Raw genomic sequence first — 22,853 nt, 5'->3', positions numbered from 1 at the left:
TTTACTTTTGTTCACCGATTTCGCCCAGCAACACCTGATAACCGGTGTTATTATTACTCTGCTCAATAAATTCCTCCCAATTCAAAGTGGTACGACAAGCTGATGGAAGCGTGGAAACTCAATCTGATCTCAGTCTGGCTCGGCTGTTTCTTTACCGGGCTGGCGATGAGCCAAATCCTGCCTTTTCTACCGCTGTACGTCGAACAGCTCGGCGTCAGTGGCCACCAGTCGCTGAGTATCTGGTCCGGACTGGTGTTCAGCGGCACCTTTTTGGTTTCGGCGCTGGTATCACCGCTGTGGGGCAGCCTGGCAGACCGCAAGGGCCGCAAGCTCATGCTGCTGCGTGCTTCGTTGGGAATGGCCGTCGTGATTGCGCTGCAGGGTATGGTCACCAACGTTTATCAGCTGTTTGCACTGCGCGCACTGATGGGGCTGACCTCCGGCTATATCCCCAATGCCATGGCGTTGGTCGCTTCGCAGGTACCGCGTGACAAAAGCGGCTGGGCTTTGGGCACTTTGTCTACTGGCCCGGTGACCGGGGTGATCGTTGGCCCACTATTGGGTGGCCTGATGGCCGACCATCTGGGGCTACGCGTGGTGTTCTTCGTCACCGCCGGGCTGATGTTTGTCAGTTTCCTGATTACCCTGTTCCTGATAAAAGAACGCCATATCGAGGTAAAAAAAGCCGATCGATTAAGCGGCAAAGCGGTATTCCAGTCGCTGCCCTATCCGGCGCTGATTGTGACCTTGTTTGTCAGCACTCTGATGATCCAATTGGCCAACTCATCGATCAGTCCGATACTGACGCTGTTTATCAAGGATTTGTCCGGTGATAGTGGCAATCTGGCCTTTATTAGCGGCATGATCGCCGCCGTTCCTGGCGTTGCCGCATTGATGTCTGCCCCGCGTCTCGGCCGGCTTGGCGACCGTATCGGCACCGCACGCATTTTGTTGGCCGCATTGGGATTGACTACGGTGCTGTTCGCCATCATGGCCTGGGTGGAAACGCCGCTCCAGTTGGGGATCCTGCGTTTTCTGTTGGGGTTTGCCGATGGTGCCTTGATGCCTGCGGTGCAGACGCTGCTGCTGAAGTACTCTTCCGATCAGGTCACCGGACGCATCTTCGGCTATAACCAGTCGTTTATGTATCTCGGTAATGTGGTGGGGCCGCTGATTGGCTCTGGCGTTTCGGCGCTGATGGGCTTCCGCTGGGTGTTTGTGGTCACGGCGGTGCTGGTGCTGATTAACTGCCTGCAACTGCGCAGCCAGTTTAACAAGGTCGAAGCGAAGTCCTCTCCCTCCGGCCAAGAGGGAGAGCGTTGATTAACGGTTAATCACGCAGCCAGGGGGTAAAGGTCACGCCGATCAACAGCCCTTCCGGGCTGAGCAACCGGGTAACGCTCTGGCCCCAGGGTTCTTCGCGGTTGGCGATCAACAGACGATAACCGCGATCGATCAACCCCTGAGTTGCCAGTGCCATATCGGCAACGTCAAATTCCATCCAGGCCTGCGGCACCGGCAAATCGGCCGGCCATTGATCGCTGCCGAAGCAGGACTGTGCGGCCTGCGCCAACGGCCACAGGGCGAAGTGTTTAACCCCCTCCAGTGCGCCATGTTCGGTCAGCAAATAATCGGCATTGCCGTCCATGGGCTTCAGCGGCAGCCCCAGCGCGTCAGCGTAGAACGCCTTGCTTTGTTCCGTATGCTGGGTAATCGGCCCAAATCCGGCGATAAACAACACGCCCAGTCCTGCGAACTGCTGTTCCATGTTCTCTCCTGTTGGCTATCAACGCCCCTGACGCATTTGCGTTGGGGAAAATCCATAGGCCGCCTTGAAGCGGTTGCTGAAATGGCTGGAGGAACTAAAACCGCACTCCAGCGCAATTTGCGTCAGTGGCAGCAGGCTGTGGCGCAGCAGTTTTTCTGCCTGCTGCAGCCGCGCACGCATCACAAACTGGTGTGGTGCCAGGCCCGTGTCATGTTTGAACATCCGGGCAAAATGGAACTCACTCAGCCCTGCCTGTGCCGCCAGGTCTGCCAGCAACAACGGCTGGTCGAGATGCTGCTCAATATACCCTTTCACCCGTTTGGCGACCGCCGGAGCCAGACCGCCGCGGACCTGCGGTAACGCCCATTGCAATTGGCTGTAACGCTGGATCAGGTGTGACATCAGCAGGGTTGTGGCGCTGCTGAGTGCCAGTTGATTGGCGCGCTCATGCCAGTCGCAGTTGAGTAAAAACTGGCGATACAGCAGTGTGATCTGCGGATCCTCGCCAAAAGCGTAGGGTTCGAGATTGATCGCCGCCGGGCTGCGATCCCAGGTTTGCTCTGCCACCTGACGCAAATGCTGGTCGGTGCAGTAAAGGTGCACGAAAGACAAATCGCTGCGCACGTCCCAGGTAGATTCATACTGACGCGGCATAATGCAAAAGCGATCCGGCCCGCCGCCGTTCTTCCAGCCACCGGGCACTTTTTGATAGCACTCATAACCGTCGGCGACATACAGGCTCAGAGTATGGTGATCGGCGCTTTCCTGGGTAATACGGTCATTGCAGTTGGACCAGGCAGCCAGTTCCACGCCGGAGCCCAGCTGCACGCTGTTGTGCAACCGCGCTTTATGTTCCCGCAGTGTTTCAAACGCCTTGTAACTGGACATTGCCGCCCTCGCATTCCTCAATCCCTCCAGTGTAGAGAGTGGCGCAGCGCCACACCAGCCGTCAGCCCGCGCTTTTGCCAAAAAAAGCGCAAGAATATGCAATTGTACGCAAAGCGCTGAAAGCACGCCGACAGGCAACGACGGATACTGAGCCAGTCTATTTTGCTGGAGTCTATTATGAATACGCTGCTGTACCTTGCCGTAGTGCTGATTTGGGGCACCACCTGGATTGCGATTACCCTGCAGCAAGAAGGCCCGGTGGCTATTCCCGTGTCCATCAGTTACCGCTTTGTGGTCGCCGCTGGGGTGATGTTGGTTATTTTGCTACTGGCGCGCCGCCTGCGCCGCATTACGCTGCGTGACCATCTGTTTTGCATCCTGCAAGGCTGCTGTGTGTTCGGGTTCAACTTTTACTGCTTCTACCATGCGGCGGCCTATATCAGCAGCGGGCTGGAATCGGTGATTTTCTCAATGGCAGTGCTGTTCAACGCGGTCAACGGGTTGATTTTCTTCCGGCAACGTCCCAGCCCGAACCTGCTGCCGGCGGCGGTGCTGGGTATCACCGGGATCGTCGCCCTGTTCTGGCAAGATCTGGTCGCCACGCAAATGGCGCCGGAGCTGTTGAAAGGCATCGGGCTGAGCGCGCTGGGCACTTTCGGTTTCTCTTTGGGCAATATGATCAGTTCCCGTCACCAGCGGCGCGGTCTGGATATTCTGTCTACCAATACCTATGCCATGAGCTACGGTGCGATCCTGATGGCGCTGATCGCCCTGGCTCAGGGGGCGTCGTTCCAGATTGAGTTCAGCACCCGCTATATCGGTTCGCTGCTGTACCTGGCGATTTTCGGCTCGGTGATCGCCTTTGCGGCCTATTTCAGCCTGCTGGGTCGTATCGGTGCCGGTGCAGCGGCCTACAGCACCCTGCTGTTCCCCCTGGTGGCGCTGAGCATTTCGACCCTTTATGAAGGCTATCAGTGGCATCTCAATGCGGTGATTGGCCTGTGCCTGATCCTGTTGGGTAACCTGGTGATGTTCGCCAAACCGGGCCGGTTCACTGGGTTATGGCGACGCCGGGCGGTGTAAAATAAGTAAATAACGCCTTCTGGAAGGCGTTTTATCCTGCTCTAAACGATCACAAGTGAATCCCCCTCTTTATTATAACCAATAAAAAATTAACAATTAATGCTGAAAGCCTGAGATCAGCATTGACATTCATGCCATCAAATCAATACATTCAATACTAAACCGTTACAGTATTATGGTAATTTTTTGTATTTTATTAACCAATTGGTTTGGGAAATAAAGATGAGCAATAAGACCCCTCATTTAATGATAAAACTCCTCGCCGGTTTTATCGTCACGGCAATCTCTTTATCTACTTCTCTGAGTTACGCTGAAGTTGTCGATGCAGGTAAGGATCTCAGGCTGATAAAAGGCCGCTATTTAGCTATCGCCTCTGACTGTGTAGCCTGTCACACGGCATCCGGAGGCAAACCTTTCAGTGGCGGCTTAGCCATGCCTCTGCCGATGGGGAATATCTATTCTACCAACATCACGCCAGATAAAACCTACGGCATTGGCGAATATTCACTGGACGACTTCAAGAAAGTGTTGCGTGAAGGTATCAGGCGCGACGGCTCGAATCTTTATCCGGCAATGCCATTCCCGTCTTATACCAAGCTGACTGATGATGATATTGCCAGCCTTTATGCCTATTTTATGCATGGCGTTGAACCTGTTAATCAAGAAAATAAGGAGCCCGACTTCCCGTGGCCACTCACTATGCGCTGGCCGCTGATCGCATGGAATACCCTGTTCCTGGAAAAAGGCGCTTATCAATACAAATCTGACCGGAGCCCAGAGTGGAACCGTGGCGCTTATTTGGTACAGGGCGCGGCGCACTGCGGCTCCTGTCATACCCCCCGCGGGCTAGGCATGCAGGAAAAAGCCTATGACGAAAGCCAGAAAGGTTTCCTGGCCGGTGCGAAGATTGGCGGCTGGGAAGCTTTTAACATCACCAGCAACACGGCCTCGGGAATCGGTAGCTGGTCACAGCCGGAAATCGTGCAATATCTTAAAACCGGCAATGTGCCGTTTAAAGCTCAGGCTGCCGGTTCAATGGCTGAAGCGGTCACCCATAGTTTTAGCAAAATGGACGATGCGGACCTACAGGCTATCGCTTTGTATTTAAGAGATATCCCGTCCATAGGTGATAACCAAACGCGACCTCGCTCATCAAAGATTCAGCCAATAGAAAATAACGAGCCCACCGGAGCCAACGTTTACCTAAACAACTGTGCCAGTTGCCATGGCAAAACAGGCAGCGGAACAACGGACGGCTATTACCCTTCAATGGTTGGCAACAGCGTTGTCGGTGCCATGGACACCAACAATCTGATCAAAGTCATCTTACAAGGTGCCGAGGTGAACAATGGCAAGGAACACTACTTCATGCCCGCGTTTGCCGACCAATTAAGCAATGAGCAAGTGGCACAACTGGCTGAATACCTGGTGGAAAGTTTTGCGGGGCACAAGCTCACCGTGGACGCCGATCAGGTTAAAAAGCTCCGTGATTCCAGCAATTAGGACGTCGTATATGAAAAATAAATCGAGCTATGGCTTATCCCGACGTCACCTGCTGAAAAGCAGCGCTATCGTGGGCGCCACCTTGCTGTCTATCAATGTCGTTTCAGCCCCGCTCAAGTTGGTGGATGATAGACCTGGTGTGGATGCCTTTTTGAATCTGGCCCGGTTGCTGACCAACAGGCCGACACTCGAACCCGCATTTTCCGCCGCTATGTATTCGGCCCTGGTCTCCCATACGGAGCAGTTTAATCACCGCCTCAACACCCTGGAAAAAGCGCTTTCTATCAGCGGCGCGCAAGACGTTCAATCCTTCATTTCTGCCCTTCCCTCCGAGGATGAAAACCGAAAACTGGCGTTGCTTATTATAGAAAGTTTTTACACCGGCAATGTTGGGCGCGGTCGCCAGGCGGTAGTGGTGAGTTATGAAAAGGCATTGATGTTCCAAAAGACCATTGATGTCACCGTGATCCCTACTTATATCCGCGCCCAGCCTAATTACTGGGTGGCTACGCCAAATTTAGACAATTAAAAATTTATAGTGAGCAAACTATGGCCATTGAATATGATTGCGACATTCTCGTCGTGGGTGCCGGTATTCTGGGCGGAGCCGTCGCCAACAGTCTTGCCAAACAGGGACGATCAGTCACCATTTTAGAGGCTGGCCCTCGCGTTAAGCGTTCGGAAATCCTTGAAGCATTTCGCCAATATGGCAATAAATCGGACTATAACGGTCCTTACCCTGATGTACCCTGGGCGCCCAAATCCGCTTCGGGTAAATATTCTGACGACTATATCGAGAGCGTCGGCAATATCACCCAAAAGCCTGCTTTCTTGCGTTTGGTCGGTGGAACCACCTGGCACTGGGGCGGTGCAACCTGGCGGAATCTGCCCAGCGATTTCAAATTAAAAACGCTGTATGGTCATGGCCGTGACTGGCCGCTTGACTACGACATGTTAGAAACCTGGTATCAACAGGCTGAAGAAGAGATTGGCGTGAGTGGTTCAAACACCGACGATCAGCGAGGTCTGGGGCAACAACCTTATCCCCCGCGCTCTAAACCTTATCCCATGGCAATGCAGCCCTGGAGCTATTTGACGCAGCAAGTGGCCGAAAAGGTATCAACAGTCAATCACCACTTTGTTGATGAACCTAATGCACGCGCGACGCGCCCCTATCAAGGGCGACCGATCTGCGCGGGCAATAATAACTGTGCGCCTATCTGCCCAATTGGTGCACAGTTCTCCGGCGATAAACCTGTTGTATGGGCCGAACAGAATGGCGCTAAACTGTTAGTCAATGCAGTGGCTTACCGCATTGAAAAAGGACCGGATAACAAGATTGTCGCTATCCACTATAAAAATCCGCAGGGTGAAAGCACACGCCTTACTGCACGTTACTTCGTATTGGCCGCACATGGGGTAGAAACGCCGAAACTGATGCTGATGTCGGACATCGGTAATTCATCCGATCAGGTAGGTCGTAACATGATGGGGCACACCGGGCGGTCTATCTCTATGCTGGCGAAAGATCCCGTTTGGGCGGGACGTGGTCCGACTCAACAAGGAAGCATCAACACCTGGCGCGACACGCCGCTGCGGCACCAGCATGCGGCTATTCGCCACTTCCTGGATAATACCGTTCCTAACGAACTGATTACCCGCCGATTGCTGAGTCAAGGTATTGTAGGCCCGGAGCTTGATCGTTTGATCCGCCACAATTCCGCGCGCTACCTGAAGATTGCATCTTACGTCGAGGTATTGCCCGATCCGACCAACAGGGTCACCCTGAGCAATAAGCGCGATGCACTGGGTCTTCCTACGCCACGCATCAACTATGACATTGCCCATGAATACACCATGAACGCCATGGCTTTGCTCTATAAAGACTATGACCAATTCAGGAGTCTGTTCGGTGCGACTGAGGTACTGAATGATATTCAGGCTTGGGTACCAAGTTCCCATATCATGGGCACCACCATTATGGGGAGTGACCCACGGGACTCCGTGGTCAACCATGAATGCCGCTCTTTCGATCATGCCAACCTCTTTATCACCAGTACCAGCGTACACCCCAGTTCCACCGTGGTTAACCCAACCCTGACCGGGTATGCGATTGCGCTGCGCGTCGCTGAAATTATTAATAAAGAGATTTAAAAACGCATCGCCGTTGCGCTGGCAGGGCTGAACCGCAGCGCACTGGCCGATGTCACGTCTGGCAATGCGCCATTCGTCGCTCCAACCGCAGATAATCCGATCTGCATCAGCTTCAACGAAAACCCGCTCGGCATGTCACCCAAGGCACAAGCGGCGGCGTCGCCCTGAAAACTCAACCATTAGGGCTATACTCAGACTCTTGCCGATTTTTCATAAGGACATCAGGATGCTGAGATTTCCCCGCCTCTGGCTGCTATCCGCCGCCCTCACCGCTTTTACCGCCACAGCAGCGACCGAATCGCCAAAATACGGCCAAGAGCTGCAGGGTTTTCACTACCCTTACCCCTTGCAGCAGTTTAGCTTCACCTCTCAGGGGCAGCAGTTAAGCATGGGGTATATGGACGTGCCGCCAGAAGGTGAAGCCAACGGTCACACTGCGGTGCTGATGCACGGTAAGAACTTCTGCGCCGCCACCTGGCAAGACACTATCAAAGCGCTGAGCAAAGCCGGTTACCGGGTGATCGCGCCGGACCAAATCGGCTTTTGCAGTTCGACCAAACCGCAACATTACCAATACAGCTTCCAACAGTTGGCACAGAACACCCACGCGTTGCTCAATAACCTGAAAATCAGTAAAGCGGTGATCGTCGGCCACTCTACCGGCGGCATGCTGGCGACGCGTTACAGCCTGATGTATCCGCAGGCGGTTGAGCGACTGGTGATGGTGAACCCGATTGGGTTGGAAGACTGGAAGGCCAAGGGTGTGCCCTGGCGCAGCGTCGATCAATGGTTCGAGCGTGAGCTGAAAACTTCCGCGGCAGGTATCAGGCAATATGAGTTGAATACCTACTACGTCGGCCGCTGGAAACCAGAGTATGACCGCTGGGTCGATATGCTCGCCGGGCTGAACAACGGGCCGGGGCATCGCCTGGTGGCCTGGAACTCGGCGCTGATTTACGACATGATTTTTACCCAGCCGGTGTACTACGAATTTAAGGATCTGCAAACGCCAACCACGCTGATGATTGGTACCGCCGACACCACCGCCATCGGCAGTGACATTGCCCCGCCGGCGGTCAAGGCTACACTTGGTCATTACAATGTGTTGGGCAAACAGGTGGCAAAACTGATCCCGCACGCCCGCCTGATCGAGTTTCCGGGGCTGGGCCATGCGCCGCAAATGGAAGAACCCGCACAGTTTAATCAGGCGTTGATTAAGGCATTGCGCCCCTAACGATTCGATACAGGACAGGAAACCACCAATGCTTGATATAAAAATTCGCCGGCTCCAGGCAGAAAACGCAGAGGATTTTCGGGCTATTCGGCTTGCCGCCTTAAAAAAATCCCCCGAAATGTTCGGCTCCTTTTACGCGCTTGAGGCTGAGAAACCGCTACAATTTTTTGCTGACAGGCTCACCAACTGTGCCGTATTCGGCGCCTATTCTAACGGCAGGATAGTTGGGGTCATGGTATTCAAGCAGGCCGAAGGCATTAAAGATGCGCATAAGGCCTCGCTGACCGGGGTATTTGTTGAACCCGAATTCAGAGGCCAGGGGATCGCCAATGCATTGCTAAAAGCGGTTATTGACCATGGTTCCAACCAGGTCGAACAGATACTGCTTACCGTTGTGGCGGACAACGATGCCGCAATCAGTCTCTACAAAAAATACGGTTTCGAGCCCTATGGTATGGAGCCTCGCGCCTTGAAAACCGAACAGGGTTATCTCGACGAAATGCTGATGGTGCTTATTTTTCAGCACTAAAGTGATCGTTCTGCAACCTACATGCCCTGCCGTCGACATCAGTTGTCAGACAGAGATCAACGTCGGCGGCGAACCCGCGCTCAATCAACTCAAGGGCTGAGCCGCACTGACGCAATAAATCCGTAGATAATGCCCTAAAGGTCGCTGCCGCCGCTTGCGCCTCAGGTGATAAATTTCTCTCTGAGAGGTAGGAAATAATCCCTCCCGCCACTAACCAATCCTCAAGTGCCGGTCGCACGCTGGCATCCGGCCATTTCTCCCCACAGGGAACCACCAAAATACGTTGATATGCCGCACAGGCGATCGCCGTCGCCTCCAAGTTTCGCAAACAGCCGCAAAACACGGCGCAGCCGAAATCCCTGGCTTTAAAAGCCAACGTCGAACCATTGGGGGATGGGAGTACCAGTTTGGTTTCCGGCGGGATCCTAACCAGCGAAGCCGGTGAAAGTGAATAACCGTCACCCTCAAAACGACGGGTGGCACTGGCTGTGGCAGCTCCTCAGCTATTACCGTACTCTATCGCGGTATCATCTCTCCATGGGTAGGGGTAAACCCTGGCCCCTCTGCTGACAGCAAGGCTGACGCAGGTTGAAAACGACATCACATCAACGATGATCACGCAGTCAACATCGCCAGCCAAGTGTGCTATGGCGTTTTCTCCCCATTCAATACGGATGTCGAACTGAGATTGCGAAAAATAGCCCATCTGCCGCTCCATTGAAAAGAAAGGGACGACTGACCCTTTATTAATTATCAAACAATCAGGCAAAATTGTTGGCACTGTCGATATAGGAATTCATTCAATGTGTAAGATTTTTCATCAAAATTACTTATAGAGACTTTCCTCTTCCGATTACTCAGTATAGGGATCCCGCATCGGTGATGCCCCCCGCAAATTGCAATAATGAGCCTGCAATCAAATTACCCTTCACTCACCCGGAAACTGGGATCGTGCTATGGTATTAACGGATTTAAGTAAGGAGTGGCCGATGCCGAGATTTCTCTCTATACGCGCAGTACGGCGCGTTGCCCTGACAGGAGTTGTTATGAGCATGATGTTAAGCAGCACTACCTTTGCCAGTTCACTGCCCCTGCTGGCCCCCTCTGCGCTGAAAGGGCACTGGCAGTTGAACGATGCCGAAGGCAAAGCCGCCGCCTGCGAAGTTGAGTTAAGCGATGAATTGATCGAAGGTACTAACGCCTACCGTTTTACCGCCTCTGCGCAATGTCTGCAGCCGCTGGCCCTCGCCGAACTGCCGGTCGCCTGGCGTCCAACGCCGGACGGCATGACGCTGACCAACGCCGACGGCAGCATGGTCGCGTTTCTGGCGCTGACGGCCCCCAAACGCTACGAAGTGATAAATCATCACGGCAAGCCGCGCTTTACGCTGACGCCACGCCAATAACCGTCTTTTCTGGCATGACGGCAGCGTAAAAAACCTGTCGTCACGCCACCAACAATCCCATCAACGCACCGCCCGCCAAAACCCACAGCGGATGAATACGCTTGCTCATGCTCACGACCGTGGCCAGCAGAATAATCGCCGCCAGCGGCCAGCTTGGCGCGGAAGCCTCGGCAATCAGCACCCCACTCGCCGCCACCAAACCGACGGTAACCGGCACCAGGCCACTCTGCACTCTGCGCCGCCAGGGTTTATCCTTGAAGCGTCGCCAGGCCCCCATCACCAGCAGGGTGACGATCGACGACGGGCCGAACTTGGCAACCGAAGAGACTAACAGCCCGGCCCAGCCGGCCACGTGCCAGCCAATCAGCGGTACGATCATCATATTCGGCCCCGGTGCGGCCTGCGCCATGGCAAACAGCGCACTGAACTCCTGCGCGCTCATCCATTGATGAACCTCCACCACCTGGCGCTGCATTTCCGGCAGAATGGTCATGCCACCACCGAACGCCAGCAGCGACAATTCGGTGAAAATCAATGCCAGTGAGATCAAGATAGCGATCATGATGGATCCCTCCACCACAGCAGCAGAATGCTCAACGGTGCCAGCACCAGCATGGTCGGTAATAACGGCAAACGCAGCCAGGCAATGGTAATCAGGCTGAGCGCTACAATCGCCAGTGCCAGCCATTTACCGCGCAGCGGTAACAGCATTTTTATCCCGGTGGACAACAGCAAACCGGCCGCCGCAGCGGCTAAGCCGGCAAACACGTGTTGCACATGGGCATCGTTCTGGAAACGGGCGTAGACCATGCCCAACCCGACCACAATCGCCGTTGGCGCGCTGATCAGCCCCAGCAGCGCGCACAAAGCACCGCGTACCCCACGAAACTCCATACCCACCGCCACTGAAAGGTTGATCACGTTGCCGCCGGGCAAAAACTGACACAACCCCAGCAGTTCGGTGAACTGTTCACCGCTCAACCAGCGCCGGTCTTCCACCAGCATGTTACGTGCCAGCGGCAGCACGCCGCCAAAACCAATCAGCCCCAGCATCAGAAAGCCCAAAAATAGCTCACTGTTACCCGGAGGGGCCGCTAGTTGGCTGTTTTTTACTGCATCAGATTCAGACATTGCCGCTTCCAGATTGCTTCTTATGATGGCTGGTATGATGCGCGCCGCCATGTCATGCTGTCTAATGCATTTCATAAGCAACAAGGATACCTTCAAGGTATGTCTATGATTGAACTCCGTCGCCTGCGGGCGTTCGTTACCGTGGTGGAAGAAGGCAATATCACCCGCGCCGCCGAACGGCTGTTTATTCAGCAGCCGCCGTTAACCCGCCTGTTGCAAGGGCTGGAAGATGAGCTGGGGGTAAAGCTGTTGCAGCGCCTGCCACGCGGCGTGCGCGTCACCGAAGCCGGCAATGTGCTGTTCAATGAAGCTCGTACCCTGTTGGCACGGGCAGAGCAACTGACCGAGGCGGTGCACCGTGCCGCACGGGGTGAACAAGGGCATATTGCCATCGGCTTCACTAGTTCGGCCGCTCTGCACCCGTTTGTGCCCAATTTGCTGCGCCGTTACCGGGAGATCCTGCCGGGCATTACCACCCAGTTGGAAGAGGCCGGCAGCGGTGAACTATTGGAGGCACTGGTGGATGAACGCCTTGACGTGGCCTTTGTGCGCTCGCCGGTGGGCGGTATTCCAGGGTTGACGATTGAACCGGTGCTGCGTGAACCTATGCTGGTCGCCCTGCCTGTCGGCCACCCGCTGGCCGTCAACAGTGAGCACCCCTTGCCGCTGGAGGCATTAACCCAAGAAGCCTTTATTCTTTATCGTCGGCCTGCGGGTCAGGGTTTGTACGACGCCATTCTGGCGGCCTGCCACCGTGCCGGGTTCAGCCCGCGGGTGATTCAGGAGGCCCCGCGCCTGCCCGCGACCCTCAGTTTGGTCGGTGCCGGTTTGGGGCTTTCCATCGTGCCGGCCTCGATGCGACGTTTGGGGGGCGACGGCATTGTCTACCGGACGATTGACGATCGGGCCCAGCTCAGTGCGCCGCTTTATCTGGCGCTGCGCAACAACCGAACATCGGCCATCATCACGCGTTTTCGCGATTTGGTGGCCGAAGCGGTCAGCGAGCAGACACCCGGCTAATCTTCCTTGTCGGCGATGCGCGTCAGGTGGATCACCAGATACAGCAGCTCATCGTTCGACATTTCCATCTGCAGCAGATTTTTCACGTAGTCGCGGATCAGCAGCGCACCACGGTAGGCGTGCGGATACTCTTTGGTTACCTGAGCAAAGATAAAATCGTCTTTCGACGTCATCTGTTGCCCCTCGACCATACGCTGAATAAAAAACTGCATATGCACCAGAAAACGCGAGTAATTGAGCGAATCGGTGTCGATATTGATGCGAAAATGGTATTTGATGATATTGAAAATATCTTTCAACATTTTCACCGCCAGCAGCGTGTGCTCCATGTTTTGCACATCGGTCTGGCCATTAACCAGATGGAAAGCGATGTTGCCCGCCTCTTCTTCCGGCAGGCTGATGTTCAACCGCCGGTTGATGTGCGCCAGCGCCTGCGTGGCCACCGCGAATTCCTGCGGATAAAAGCGCTTTACCTCAAACAGCAGCCGGTTCTGGATAGCAATCCCTTTGTGGTAGCGCTCAATGGCGAAGCTGATATGGTCCGCCAACGTGAAGAAAATCTGCTCGTTAATCCGCCCATTGAGCTGGCGGTTAGCCTCGGCAAGGATCATCTGCACGATCTCAATGTGCTCTTCCGGCGTGGTTTCTATCAGCCGCAGGTAATCTCGGCCCTTTTGGCTGTTTTGCACCACATACACTTTCTCTATCGTGGCCGGGTCGAGAACGTCACCCACCTTGCTGTTAAAGCCAATACCCTTGCCCATCACGATAACTTCATTGTTATCGCCGTCAGTCGATAGCACCAGGCTATTATTGAGTACCTTAATGACTTTCATCGTCGCGGCCATCACCCTTTATTTTTAGCGTTGCCGGCCATCGGAGGCAATCAGCCGTTGATACCAGTCAAAACTGCGCTTTTTAATTCTCCGCAGATCTTTCAGATCCTGCTCACCCCGGTTGACATAGACAAACCCGTAACGCTTGGCATAGCCCTGATGAGTGCTGACCACGTCTATCGCCGCCCACGGACAATAGCCGATCAGTTCTACCCCGTCGTTGATCGCCAACTGCATCTGTTCGACATGCTGACGCATAAACTCAATGCGGTAATCGTCGTTAATTGTACCATCGGCCTGTAACTCATCCGGGGCACCGATGCCGTTTTCAGTAATTAATATTGGCAAATGATAGCGTTCGGCGGTTTTGCGCAGCGTTAGCCGTAATCCGACCGGGTCGATCACCCAGCCGTAGCGGGTTTTACCGACGAACGGATTCTCTGCTGCACGGTAAACTCCCGATTCCCCCAGCATGATTTGCTGATCGCCTGCGCGTGCGCTGATGTCGGAGGCGTCGCCACGGCTGGCGGCAATGGTGGCGGTAGAATAGTAGTTTATCGCCACATAGTCCGGTTTGCCCTGCAGCAACAGCGCCGCATCGCCCGGCTCCATCTGCGGAGCCAGTTCGCGGTCCAGCAAATAACGCCAGGCCAGCGGGTTGTAGCGGCCATGCACCGCCACGTCGAGGAAACTCCAGCAACGCAGCGTCTCCCAGTTATGGGCGGCGATAGCATCCAGCGGATGGCAGGTTTCCTGATACATCGAGGTGGTGTTAATCGCCGGGCCAATCTTCCCTGCGGGGCAGCGCTGGTGACACAGCGCCATCACCCGCGCCTGAGCCACCAACATATGGTGGCTTTGCTGATACAACACCCGTTTGGACGGCAGTACGCCGCCCTTTGGCGTGCCAATCGCCCCTGGGTGCAGGATCATGGTGTTTTGTTCGTTGATAGTCAGCCAGTACTTCACCCGGTCGCCAAAGGCGTCGAACAGCACCCCGGCATAATCGACAAAGGCGTCGATGGTGGCGCGATTAGACCAGCCCCCCTGCTGCTCAAGCACATAGGGCAGATCGAAATGATACAGCGTCACCACCGGCTCGATGCCATGGCTCAGCAGTTCATCAATCAACTGGCGGTAGAAATTCAGCCCGGCAGCGTTGACCTCGCCAGTGCCATTGGGCAGCACCCGCGTCCAGGCAATGGAAAAGCGATAGGCTTTCAGCCCCAACTCGGCAAACAGTTTCACGTCCTCGCGAAAGCGATGATAGTGATCGCTGGCCACCTTAAAGTCGGCGGTGCCTGGCGGATGATCGAGCATATCTACAATCGACGGGCTTTTGCCATCTTCGTCCCAGGCCCCTTCGACCTGATAGGCTGAGGTGGAAGCCCCCCACAGAAAATCTTTGGGGAAATCGTTCAGTCGTTGATAAATCATGCCGGCTCCTGCTGCGCATTATTCAGGCTGATGATGGGTTCGCCAAAGCCGATCCGACCCGGCTGACGGCAACTCAACTGCGGGAAATCTTCGCTGTTGACCACCAGAACCGGCGTGGTGAGGTCGTAACCCAGCGCAGCAATCGCCGCCAGATCAAAACGCACCAGTTCATCCCCCATATTGACCCGGTCGCCAATTTTCAGGTTGGAGCTAAAATGCTGCCCGGCCAAATTAACCGTGTCGATACCGATGTGCACCAGCAGTTCAACGCCGTTATCCCCCTTGATACCCACCGCGTGCATTGAAGGCAGGAAGGTCACCACCTCACCGTCCAGCGGCGCACGCAGCAGCCCTTCCTGCGGCCGTATCGCTACGCCCTGGCCCAATAACCCCTGGGAAAAGACATCGTCGTTCACCTGGTCCAGCGCCACCAGTTGGCCGGACAGCGGGCTGAAAATCTGCTGTTCAGCGTCGCGGTGAGAGGCCGTCACCGCCATCTCCTGCTCTTCGACCGGATCTTCAAAACCGAGGATCCAGGTCAGCGCAAAGGTCACTACGATAGCAATGGCGCAGGTGACCAGCGCATGGACGATATTCATCGGGTTTTCACCGATAAACGCCGGCAGCGCCGCCAACCCCGGAGAGACGAAGGCATAGCGCACCAGCCCGCTCAGCCCGGCATAAACACCGGCACAGCCACCGCCGATCATCGCGGCAATCAGCGGTCTGCGCAGCTTAAGCGTCACGCCGTACAGCGAAGGCTCGGTGATACCCAGCAGCGCGGTGAAACCGGCAGAGGACGCCAGTTGGCGCAGGTTTTTGTTTTTGGTACGGAAGGCCACGCACAGGGTGGCCGCGCCCTGCGCAATGTTGGAGGCCAGCATGCCCGGCCCGTTAATCATTTCGAACCCGTTTTTGCTCAACTGACCGGTCGCGATCGGCGTCATCGCCCAGGCGGTGCCGGTGATCACCAGGAAGGGTTGCAGCCCGCCCATCAGCATCGGGATCAGCCAACTGGCCTTACCGTCGACGATCGCCGCGCCGGCGGCAACCAGATCGTTAAGGAAAATTCCGAACGGGCCTACCACCACCAACGCCAGTGGCGCGGTGGCCAACAGAATAATCATCGGCTTGGTGAAGAACTTGATCATCGTCGGCGAAACTTTTTCGGCAAAGCGCTCGATATAAGACATCAGCCAGACGGTGAAAATAATCGGCAGCACCGAACCGGCATAGTCGGCCATTCGCACCGGGATACCAATAAAATCAATCGGAGCTCCCGCCGCCAGCATCTGCGCCAGATTGGGGTGCAACAACACCCCGGCGATGGTCATGGCCAGTATCGGGTTACACTCGAACTTGATTGCCGCGCCATAGGCCAGCAACACCGGCAGGAAGAAGAAAGCCGCATCGGCAATGGTGTCCAGCAAATGATAGGTCGGGCTGGCGGCGTCTATCGTCCCGGTCAGTTTGAGGATCGCCAACAGCGCCTTAATCATCCCCGCGCCGGTGATCGCCGGGATCACCGGGGTAAAGGTGGTAGAGATCACGCTGATAATCTGTGAAACCACGCCGCCGCGAGCCTGTGATTTCTTATCGCTCTGTCGCCCCTCGAGAGCGCCGATTTCTTTTTGTAGCGTGCGGAAAGTTTGCTGCACGTTGTTGCCGACCACGATCTGGAACTGGCCGCCGCGCTCCACCACGCTGATTACCCCCGGCAGGGCCTCAATCGCTTTCGCCTCTACCAGGCTGTCATCGTTAAACTCCATGCGCAGACGAGTAGCGCAGTGCGTCAGTTTGCTGACGTTGCCCTTGCCCCCTACCCGCGCCAGTATTTCCAGGCCCAGCTGTTTGTAATCCATAAAGTTTCCCCGTAAAAAAACAAAAAAAAAGACCAAAATCAAAATGCGCCTCATCGCAATGAGAGGTGCATTCCTATTTTGGTCTTGCCTGCCTGAGCAGTAACACGCCGTAATAAAAATGTCTGGCGATCGCTAAGATCGCGGCGAAAGTATCGTCATAGTTGTGATTTTTCGGCAATAGCCTGCGTTAAGCTTTGTGATTAACATCACTAATTTTCGAAAATGCACTGCAATGTTGCCCACCACGCCCCACTTTAGCGCATCGGTTAAATTAACCGATTAAAATAACACTGACAAAAAAAATACCGCCTAAATAAATTAACTCTGTTTATTATTTATTGAACAAAAAACACAATTAAATTGATACCGATGCATTATTATTTAATAGTAAATACAATAATTACAGCCTCTCTCAATTGGTAACACAAACAAATAAATTATTTGCGGTGAATACGGCCTAAGCCACTATGATTTAACCGTCGCAGAGCATTTTAATGCGGCAATAACACACCTGCAGCCAATAAAACCAACAGATAAATCCTGCCGATATTTTGGCAGGCATTCTATATATTGGAGAAAGTCATATGTTATCGCGTCGTGATATATTAAAAGCCTCTGCGGTCAGCGCAGCAGCAGCCAGCGTAATGGGCGGTATGCTTAAATCCGCCAGCGCCGACGAACATCGCAATATTGTCCCGCCCAGTACTTTCCAACCCGCCGCAGAGGCACAAAACCTTTATAAATATGTCTTTGCCAACAGCAAAAAACGCAGCCTGCCCAGCGGGTGGGCCAGAGAGGCCACCGTCGAACAATTCCCGATTTCTGAAGGCGTTGCCGGGGTAGATATGACACTGGAGCCGGGCGGCGTACGCGAGCTGCACTGGCACGCCATTGCCGCCGAATGGGCATTTATGCTGGAAGGCCATGCCCGCATCACCATCATCGACCCGGAGGGAAAGTGCGAAGTGGCGGACTTCGGCGCAGGGGATGTTTGGTATTTTCCCAAAGGTTACGGGCACTCGATCCAGGCGCTGGCGGACGGCGCGCACTTTGTTTTGACCTTTGATAACGGCCATTTCTCCGAGTTTGGTACTTTCAGCATTACCGACTGGGTGGCACACATGCCCAAAGAGGTGTTGGAAAAAAGCGTCAATATGCCGGCAGCGGTATTTTCCAAAGCCAAACAGGGTGAGGCCTATATTGTCGGCGGTGCTATTCCCCCGGCTCTGCCCCTGCCCAGCAGCGACGGTGGCTTGAATAACTCTCCGTTAGCCCACCGTTATGAATTAATGAAGCAAAAACCTTTTTTTGAAAATGATGCAGGCAGCGTTCATTTGGTATCGTCAAAAGAATTCCCTATTTCAACCACCATGACCGGCATTATCGAAATCGTTAAACCCGGTGCCGTGCGGGAATTGCACTGGCATCCTAACGCCAATGAGTGGCAATACTATATTTCCGGAAATGGCCGCATGACGGTATTCAGTTCACACGGCCATGCGCAGACCGCAGAATATGCCCCGACAGACGTCGGTTATGTCCCGCAGGGTTTTGGTCATTACATTGAGAATATGGGCGATGAGGATCTCAAAGTGCTAATCGTACTGGATAACGGTATTTATCAGGATATTTCGCTGTCTGACTGGTTGGCGAAAACCCCGGCCTATCTGCTGGCAGATAACTTCAATAATCAGATTGCCGACTGGCAAGATCGCCCCAGGGACAAACTGGTAATGTCCCGCCGTAAAAGCTGATGGGTAGCGAGGGGGCGTTAACCCCCTCGCCAAGGGTTACTGCTTACGCTGCTCCGCCACCTGTTTGGCGGTCACCTTGCCTTGTTTTTCACCAAACTGGCCCACCACGTAGTTGGCTACCGCAGCCACTTCTTCGTCCGAGTATTGGCTACCAAAGTCCGGCATAAACTCGTGCTGCTCACCAATGCTGATGCGCGTACCTTTGAGGATCGCCTGCACCACGCTACGGCCCTGCGGATCGTTAACCGCGGTGCTGCCAACCAACGAAGCATATTTGCTCTGGCGGCCGGTACCGTTCCACTGGTGACAACCGCTACAGTCCCCGGCGAACAGCCTGCGGCCCAGCGAATCTTCCTGCCCACCCGGTAATACCGCGCTGGAAGAGGTCGCACCCTTCGGCTGCAGATTCACCGCGCTGGCACTGTCGCTGGCGATCGGCTCGATATTGCGCAGATATTTCACCAGGGCCTGGTTGTCCTCCGGCGTCAGGTACTGCAGGCTGTTTTCCACCGCTTCTGCCATCGGGCCGGAAGCGCTACTGCGCCCTTCCGCATGGCCGGTGGCCAGATATTGCGACAGTTGCTGTTCGCTCCAGGCGCCAATGCCGGTCTGCCGATCCGGGGTAATATTGCCGGCGAACCAGCCCTGGATCACCTCACCGCTGAGGTTTTTGCTCTGATTAATGCCAAAACCCAGATTGCGTGGGGTATGACATTCGCTGCAGTGGCCCAGAGCCGTCGCCAGATAGGCCCCGCGATTCCATTGCTCATCCTGATTGAGGTTCGGCTCGAAGCGTTTTTCGTTGAAGAACGCCAAATTCCAGAACTTCATGCCCCAGCGCTGGTTGAACGGGAACGACAGACCGTTTTCCGGATTCGCCTGCTTCACCGGTGGCAGGCTGAACAGATAAGCCTTGATTGCCAGTACGTCGTCACGGCTTAACCCAGTGTAGGAAGTATAAGGCATTGCCGGATACAGATTCCCCTGTGAGCCGACGCCTTCACGCACCGCACTCACAAACTGTTCGTCACTCCAGCCACCGATCCCGGTTTCCGGGTCGGCGGTAATGTTGGTGCCATAAATGGTGCCGAATGGCAGTTTAAAGGCAAAACCGCCGGCGAAAGGTTTGCCGCCAGGCGCCGTGTGGCAGGCCACGCAGTCGGCGGCACGTGCCAGATATTCACCGCGGGCCAGCTTATCGCTAATGCTCGCCGGGGCCCCGGCGATAGGAGCAGCAGGCTCCGGGCCGACCGGACGTAACAGGGTATAAAGCGCGTAGCCTCCCGCTAGCACCACTATTGCGACAATCAGCCATAACAGCCATCTCAGGGCGTTGCTCATGGGTTTCTCCCTTAATCCAACGCCTTGGCGGCCTGGTGAATGGCGGCGCGAATGCGCACGTAGGTAGCGCAGCGGCAAACGTTGCCACTCATCGCCGCGTCAATATCTGCATCGCTCGGGTTCATGCTTTGGGCCAGCAGTGCGCTGGCGCTCATGATCTGGCCGGACTGGCAGTAGCCGCATTGCACCACGTCCAGATTGACCCAGGCCGCCTGCACCGCTTTGCCCGTCGGCGTCTCGCCGATCGCTTCGATGGTGGTAATTTTCTTGCCCTCGGCGGCAGAGACCGGCGTCATGCAAGACCGCACCGGCACGCCGTCCAGATGAACGGTACAAGCGCCGCACATCGCAATGCCGCAGCCAAATTTAGTGCCGGTCAGCCCGGCTTCATCACGCAGGAACCACAGCAGCGGCATATTCGGGTCGCCATCAAACGTCAGCGGTTGGTCGTTCACGGTTAAAGTTATCATGCTGTTCTCCTTGTCAGACGCTGGCGTCACTGTTGGGACGGTGTAAAGGCAGGCTCAGTGAACTGCGGGGCCGCCCGAGCAGCGCCAGAGCATTCCCGACCGCCGGGGCAATGGTCGGCACACCCAGTTCACCCACGCCGGTCGGGGCCTCACTGGAAGGCACGATAATCACCTCTATTTCCGGCATTTCATCGATACGCAGCGGGCGGAAATTGTTGAAGTTGGACTGCTCAACCACCCCGTCTTTTAGCGTAATATTGCCGTACAGTGCGATGCTCAGACCGTAGCCGATGCCGCCTTCAATCTGCGCGCGGATCACATCCGGATTGACCGCGACGCCGCAGTCCACCGCACACCACACCTTGTGCACCCGTGGAATGCCGCCTTCGCCGATCGACACCTCGGCAATCTGCGCCACCCGGGTATTAAACGCCTTGGCGACGCCAACCCCCCGCGCCCGGCCATCCACCACCTTCGCGCCCTGCCAGTTAGCGGCTTTCGCCACCGCCCGTAATACGCCAGCCTCACGCGGCGCATCCCCCATCAGTGCCAATCGCCCCTCTACCGGATCCTGCCCGGTTTCCTGCAACAGTTGGTCGATAAAGCTTTCCACCGCGTGGCCGGTGTGGGTACTGGCCACCGACCTCAGTGAAGTGGTAGGCACCTTGCCCGGCACGATATGGGCGTCGCAGCGGAAACTCTCGAAGGTATAAGGAACTTCGCTGGCACCTTCGATCATCATCTGATCGACACCGTTAACCACCAGTGCCGTCATCGCACTGTTGAGCGTCCAGGAATGGCCGACGACGGTGTCACTCCAGCCCACCACCTTGCCACCGCGGATCGCCCCGCGCAGCCGGTGCAGGATCATCGGGCGATACCAGCCGTTGCGGATATCGTCTTCACGCGTCCACACCACCTTCACCCCGTGCCCAGGGCCAATCGCCTTGGCCGCCGCCGCCATGTCTGCGGCCAGATCCGGCCCCAGCTTCGGGTTGCCCAGATCGATACGGCGACCAAAACTGCCGCCGGCTAAAATGGTTTCAATTTCTACCTTCTCCGGCGGCAATTGGAACAGATCGCACAGTTGCTGGTGATCGAGGGTTTGGATCTGGCAGCCATAACGCGCCTTGACGCTTTCGCCGTCCCAGAACAGATAGCCGTCCAACGGCTCCATCGGCGCATGGGCCACATACGGGAAGGTGTATTCCGCTTCGATCACTTTGTCTGCTTTATCAAAAACCTCGTCCGGCTGGCCGTGACTTTTCGCCACCGCACCGGGCTTTTGCGCCACCTGACGGAACTCGGCGAAAATCTGCTCGGTGTTGCGTCGCTCGGCCTGCGAGTCGTCCCACTCCACCTGTAATTTTTCACGCCCCTGGATCGCCGCCCAGGTATTTTTGGCGTACACCGCCACGCCGGTATCGGTCTGCTTCACCGCCACGACGCCCGCTACCGCCAGCGCCCGACTGGCGTCAAATGAGGCCACCTTGCCGCCGAAACGCGGTGGCTTTTTGATGGTCACGGTCAACATATCCGGCTCATGAATGTCCTGAGTGAATTGCGCCGAACCGTTGGTTTTGGCCAGCGAATCCACCCGGTGCAGGCCGCTGGCCTTGCCGATCAACGTAAAATTGGCGGGATTTTTCAGTGTCAGAGTCGCGGGGTCGGGTGGCGGTAACTGGCTGGCCAATACGGCAAACTCGCCGAAGCCCGCTTCACGCCCACTGGCGGCATGGCGGATCTTGCCCGCCTGCACGGTAATTTCCTGCGCGGAGGTTTTCCAACTTTGCGCGGCGGCCTGCACCAGCATTGCACGCGCCATGGCCCCCATGCGACGCATCTGCTCATAGGCATTGGCCACCGAACTGGAGCCACCGGTGCCCTGGAAACCGAACGACAGATTTTTATAGACGTTGGTATCAACCGGCGCGGCAACCACCCGCACCTGCGACCAATCGGCGTCCAGCTCTTCGGCGACCAATGTCGCCATGCCGGTATACACCCCCTGGCCCACCTCGGTATGTTTACTGATAACGGTGACAATGCCTTCCTGATCAATCTGCACGAAGGCATTGGCTGCATGAGGATTGTTTTCAGGCGCCGTGGCGGAGTTGGCTCGGGCCAGCGCACCGGTAGACGGCAGATAGGCACCGATCACCAGCGCACTGGCGCCGACGATAAAACGCCGCCGGGTAAGCGGGACTTCGGGTAGATTCATTGCTCATCGCTCCAAAATGCCGATCAACCTTAATCAATGCGGCGAAATCATTCTTTTTATGCGCGCCGTCTGCATACACCAGCGCGACGGGCTAATAGTTAGCGTAGCCTATTATTTTGTCTGTCTGGCATTCAGGCGGGGTTTTCTATTGTGGATTTGTGCTATGAGCAATTGCATGCCTGGATCAGCTAAGGATGCCCCGTCACGGCCCATGGA

At 55.6% G+C, this 22,853-nt stretch carries 20 protein-coding genes and 1 pseudogene; 10 read left to right on the top strand and 11 right to left on the bottom strand.

Features of this window, described 5'->3' with window-relative positions; genetic code table 11:
• Window positions 1–102 precede the first annotated feature (102 nt).
• Window positions 103–1,323: a multidrug efflux MFS transporter gene (locus SERS4_RS0112695; RefSeq protein ID WP_017892772.1), complete on the top strand. Its 1,221-nt coding sequence runs from the start codon at window positions 103–105 to the stop codon at window positions 1,321–1,323.
• A gap of 7 nt (window positions 1,324–1,330) precedes the next feature.
• On the opposite strand, the gene SERS4_RS0112690 is transcribed toward SERS4_RS0112695, so the two are convergent.
• Window positions 1,331–1,768 (bottom strand): glyoxalase/bleomycin resistance/dioxygenase family protein, encoded by a 438-nt coding sequence (locus SERS4_RS0112690; RefSeq protein ID WP_017892771.1) that lies wholly within the window; start codon window positions 1,766–1,768, stop codon window positions 1,331–1,333.
• An 18-nt stretch (window positions 1,769–1,786) separates the two neighbouring features.
• The gene (locus SERS4_RS0112685) at window positions 1,787–2,656 is read right to left on the bottom strand and encodes a helix-turn-helix domain-containing protein (RefSeq protein ID WP_017892770.1); all 870 of its coding nucleotides are present in this window, start codon (window positions 2,654–2,656) and stop codon (window positions 1,787–1,789) included.
• A 177-nt stretch (window positions 2,657–2,833) separates the two neighbouring features.
• Between SERS4_RS0112685 and SERS4_RS0112680 the strand changes: the two genes are divergently transcribed.
• The 6 genes from SERS4_RS0112680 to SERS4_RS0112655 all read left to right on the top strand — a co-directional run bounded on the left by SERS4_RS0112680 (window position 2,834) and on the right by SERS4_RS0112655 (window position 9,159).
• On the top strand, window positions 2,834–3,739 hold the full coding sequence (locus SERS4_RS0112680; RefSeq protein WP_017892769.1) for a DMT family transporter: 906 nt from the start codon (window positions 2,834–2,836) through the stop codon (window positions 3,737–3,739).
• Window positions 3,740–3,961: 222 nt separating this feature from the next.
• On the top strand, window positions 3,962–5,242 hold the full coding sequence (locus SERS4_RS0112675) for a cytochrome c (RefSeq protein WP_026142365.1): 1,281 nt from the start codon (window positions 3,962–3,964) through the stop codon (window positions 5,240–5,242).
• 10 nt (window positions 5,243–5,252) lie between these two features.
• Entirely contained in the window at window positions 5,253–5,771 is a 519-nt protein-coding gene (locus SERS4_RS0112670; RefSeq protein WP_017892767.1) for a sugar dehydrogenase complex small subunit, read from the top strand.
• A 20-nt stretch (window positions 5,772–5,791) separates the two neighbouring features.
• Window positions 5,792–7,396: a GMC family oxidoreductase gene (locus SERS4_RS0112665; protein ID WP_017892766.1), complete on the top strand. Its 1,605-nt coding sequence runs from the start codon at window positions 5,792–5,794 to the stop codon at window positions 7,394–7,396.
• Between the two features lie 226 nt (window positions 7,397–7,622).
• On the top strand, window positions 7,623–8,630 hold the full coding sequence (locus SERS4_RS0112660) for an alpha/beta fold hydrolase (RefSeq protein WP_017892765.1): 1,008 nt from the start codon (window positions 7,623–7,625) through the stop codon (window positions 8,628–8,630).
• A 28-nt stretch (window positions 8,631–8,658) separates the two neighbouring features.
• Window positions 8,659–9,159 carry a GNAT family N-acetyltransferase gene (locus SERS4_RS0112655; RefSeq protein ID WP_012145059.1) on the top strand — a complete coding sequence of 167 codons (501 nt, stop codon included), beginning with the start codon at window positions 8,659–8,661 and terminating at the stop codon, window positions 9,157–9,159.
• On the opposite strand, the pseudogene SERS4_RS25765 reads toward SERS4_RS0112655, so the two are convergent.
• Window positions 9,143–9,865: pseudogene (locus tag SERS4_RS25765) on the bottom strand (2-phosphosulfolactate phosphatase). The gene SERS4_RS0112655 and the pseudogene SERS4_RS25765 sit on opposite strands and share 17 nt — an antisense overlap.
• Window positions 9,866–10,205: 340 nt before the next feature.
• On the opposite strand from SERS4_RS25765, the gene SERS4_RS0112645 reads away from it, so the two are divergent.
• A complete protein-coding gene (locus tag SERS4_RS0112645) occupies window positions 10,206–10,565 on the top strand; it encodes an AprI/Inh family metalloprotease inhibitor (RefSeq protein ID WP_017892763.1) in 360 nt (119 codons plus the stop codon).
• 40 nt (window positions 10,566–10,605) lie between these two features.
• On the opposite strand, the gene SERS4_RS0112640 is transcribed toward SERS4_RS0112645, so the two are convergent.
• Complete coding sequence (locus SERS4_RS0112640) at window positions 10,606–11,127, bottom strand: chromate transporter (RefSeq protein ID WP_012145056.1); 522 nt, start codon at window positions 11,125–11,127, stop codon at window positions 10,606–10,608.
• The gene (locus SERS4_RS0112635; RefSeq protein ID WP_017892762.1) at window positions 11,124–11,696 is read right to left on the bottom strand and encodes a chromate transporter; all 573 of its coding nucleotides are present in this window, start codon (window positions 11,694–11,696) and stop codon (window positions 11,124–11,126) included. Before SERS4_RS0112635 ends, SERS4_RS0112640 begins: the two co-directional genes overlap by 4 nt.
• Window positions 11,697–11,795: 99 nt before the next feature.
• Between SERS4_RS0112635 and SERS4_RS0112630 the strand changes: the two genes are divergently transcribed.
• Window positions 11,796–12,716 (top strand): LysR family transcriptional regulator, encoded by a 921-nt coding sequence (locus tag SERS4_RS0112630; RefSeq protein ID WP_017892761.1) that lies wholly within the window; start codon window positions 11,796–11,798, stop codon window positions 12,714–12,716.
• Here SERS4_RS0112630 and licT read toward each other — a convergent pair.
• The 3 genes from licT to SERS4_RS0112615 are packed head-to-tail and all read right to left on the bottom strand — an operon-like array spanning window position 12,713 to window position 16,851.
• Window positions 12,713–13,552 (bottom strand): BglG family transcription antiterminator LicT, encoded by an 840-nt coding sequence (licT, locus tag SERS4_RS0112625; RefSeq protein WP_012145053.1) that lies wholly within the window; start codon window positions 13,550–13,552, stop codon window positions 12,713–12,715. The genes SERS4_RS0112630 and licT overlap by 4 nt on opposite strands.
• A 24-nt stretch (window positions 13,553–13,576) precedes the next feature.
• Window positions 13,577–14,989, bottom strand: coding sequence for a glycoside hydrolase family 1 protein (locus tag SERS4_RS0112620; RefSeq protein ID WP_017892759.1), 1,413 nt, complete (start codon window positions 14,987–14,989; stop codon window positions 13,577–13,579).
• On the bottom strand, window positions 14,986–16,851 hold the full coding sequence (locus tag SERS4_RS0112615; RefSeq protein ID WP_017892758.1) for a beta-glucoside-specific PTS transporter subunit IIABC: 1,866 nt from the start codon (window positions 16,849–16,851) through the stop codon (window positions 14,986–14,988). The genes SERS4_RS0112620 and SERS4_RS0112615 overlap by 4 nt, the downstream gene beginning before the upstream one ends.
• Window positions 16,852–17,435: 584 nt before the next feature.
• On the opposite strand from SERS4_RS0112615, the gene SERS4_RS0112610 reads away from it, so the two are divergent.
• The gene (locus tag SERS4_RS0112610; RefSeq protein ID WP_026142364.1) at window positions 17,436–18,605 is read left to right on the top strand and encodes a cupin domain-containing protein; all 1,170 of its coding nucleotides are present in this window, start codon (window positions 17,436–17,438) and stop codon (window positions 18,603–18,605) included.
• Between the two features lie 36 nt (window positions 18,606–18,641).
• Here SERS4_RS0112610 and SERS4_RS0112605 read toward each other — a convergent pair whose 3' ends face one another.
• The 3 genes from SERS4_RS0112605 to SERS4_RS0112595 are packed head-to-tail and all read right to left on the bottom strand — an operon-like array spanning window position 18,642 to window position 22,637.
• Window positions 18,642–19,946: a cytochrome c gene (locus SERS4_RS0112605; RefSeq protein ID WP_017892756.1), complete on the bottom strand. Its 1,305-nt coding sequence runs from the start codon at window positions 19,944–19,946 to the stop codon at window positions 18,642–18,644.
• Between the two features lie 11 nt (window positions 19,947–19,957).
• Complete coding sequence (locus SERS4_RS0112600) at window positions 19,958–20,416, bottom strand: (2Fe-2S)-binding protein (RefSeq protein WP_017892755.1); 459 nt, start codon at window positions 20,414–20,416, stop codon at window positions 19,958–19,960.
• Window positions 20,417–20,429: 13 nt separating this feature from the next.
• Complete coding sequence (locus tag SERS4_RS0112595) at window positions 20,430–22,637, bottom strand: molybdopterin cofactor-binding domain-containing protein (RefSeq protein WP_017892754.1); 2,208 nt, start codon at window positions 22,635–22,637, stop codon at window positions 20,430–20,432.
• Window positions 22,638–22,853: the final 216 nt, after the last annotated feature.

Origin of the sequence: Serratia sp. S4, from assembly GCF_000347995.1 — a bacterium.
In the GTDB taxonomy this organism is placed as follows: domain Bacteria; phylum Pseudomonadota; class Gammaproteobacteria; order Enterobacterales; family Enterobacteriaceae; genus Serratia; species Serratia quinivorans.
This window is presented reverse-complemented; position numbering and strand designations above follow the sequence as displayed.

Excerpts from the sequence above, each read along its gene's own strand:
- SERS4_RS0112695 (WP_017892772.1), top strand. The coding sequence starts at position 103 with ATGGAAGCGTGGAAACTCAATCTGATCTCAGTCTGGCTCGGCTGTTTC.
- SERS4_RS0112690 (WP_017892771.1), bottom strand. The coding sequence starts at position 1,768 with ATGGAACAGCAGTTCGCAGGACTGGGCGTGTTGTTTATCGCCGGATTT.
- SERS4_RS0112685 (WP_017892770.1), bottom strand. The coding sequence starts at position 2,656 with ATGTCCAGTTACAAGGCGTTTGAAACACTGCGGGAACATAAAGCGCGG.
- SERS4_RS0112680 (WP_017892769.1), top strand. The coding sequence starts at position 2,834 with ATGAATACGCTGCTGTACCTTGCCGTAGTGCTGATTTGGGGCACCACC.
- SERS4_RS0112675 (WP_026142365.1), top strand. The coding sequence starts at position 3,962 with ATGAGCAATAAGACCCCTCATTTAATGATAAAACTCCTCGCCGGTTTT.
- SERS4_RS0112670 (WP_017892767.1), top strand. The coding sequence starts at position 5,253 with ATGAAAAATAAATCGAGCTATGGCTTATCCCGACGTCACCTGCTGAAA.
- SERS4_RS0112665 (WP_017892766.1), top strand. The coding sequence starts at position 5,792 with ATGGCCATTGAATATGATTGCGACATTCTCGTCGTGGGTGCCGGTATT.
- SERS4_RS0112660 (WP_017892765.1), top strand. The coding sequence starts at position 7,623 with ATGCTGAGATTTCCCCGCCTCTGGCTGCTATCCGCCGCCCTCACCGCT.
- SERS4_RS0112655 (WP_012145059.1), top strand. The coding sequence starts at position 8,659 with ATGCTTGATATAAAAATTCGCCGGCTCCAGGCAGAAAACGCAGAGGAT.
- SERS4_RS0112645 (WP_017892763.1), top strand. The coding sequence starts at position 10,206 with ATGAGCATGATGTTAAGCAGCACTACCTTTGCCAGTTCACTGCCCCTG.
- SERS4_RS0112640 (WP_012145056.1), bottom strand. The coding sequence starts at position 11,127 with ATGATCGCTATCTTGATCTCACTGGCATTGATTTTCACCGAATTGTCG.
- SERS4_RS0112635 (WP_017892762.1), bottom strand. The coding sequence starts at position 11,696 with ATGTCTGAATCTGATGCAGTAAAAAACAGCCAACTAGCGGCCCCTCCG.
- SERS4_RS0112630 (WP_017892761.1), top strand. The coding sequence starts at position 11,796 with ATGTCTATGATTGAACTCCGTCGCCTGCGGGCGTTCGTTACCGTGGTG.
- licT (WP_012145053.1), bottom strand. The coding sequence starts at position 13,552 with ATGAAAGTCATTAAGGTACTCAATAATAGCCTGGTGCTATCGACTGAC.
- SERS4_RS0112620 (WP_017892759.1), bottom strand. The coding sequence starts at position 14,989 with ATGATTTATCAACGACTGAACGATTTCCCCAAAGATTTTCTGTGGGGG.
- SERS4_RS0112615 (WP_017892758.1), bottom strand. The coding sequence starts at position 16,851 with ATGGATTACAAACAGCTGGGCCTGGAAATACTGGCGCGGGTAGGGGGC.
- SERS4_RS0112610 (WP_026142364.1), top strand. The coding sequence starts at position 17,436 with ATGTTATCGCGTCGTGATATATTAAAAGCCTCTGCGGTCAGCGCAGCA.
- SERS4_RS0112605 (WP_017892756.1), bottom strand. The coding sequence starts at position 19,946 with ATGAGCAACGCCCTGAGATGGCTGTTATGGCTGATTGTCGCAATAGTG.
- SERS4_RS0112600 (WP_017892755.1), bottom strand. The coding sequence starts at position 20,416 with ATGATAACTTTAACCGTGAACGACCAACCGCTGACGTTTGATGGCGAC.
- SERS4_RS0112595 (WP_017892754.1), bottom strand. The coding sequence starts at position 22,637 with ATGAATCTACCCGAAGTCCCGCTTACCCGGCGGCGTTTTATCGTCGGC.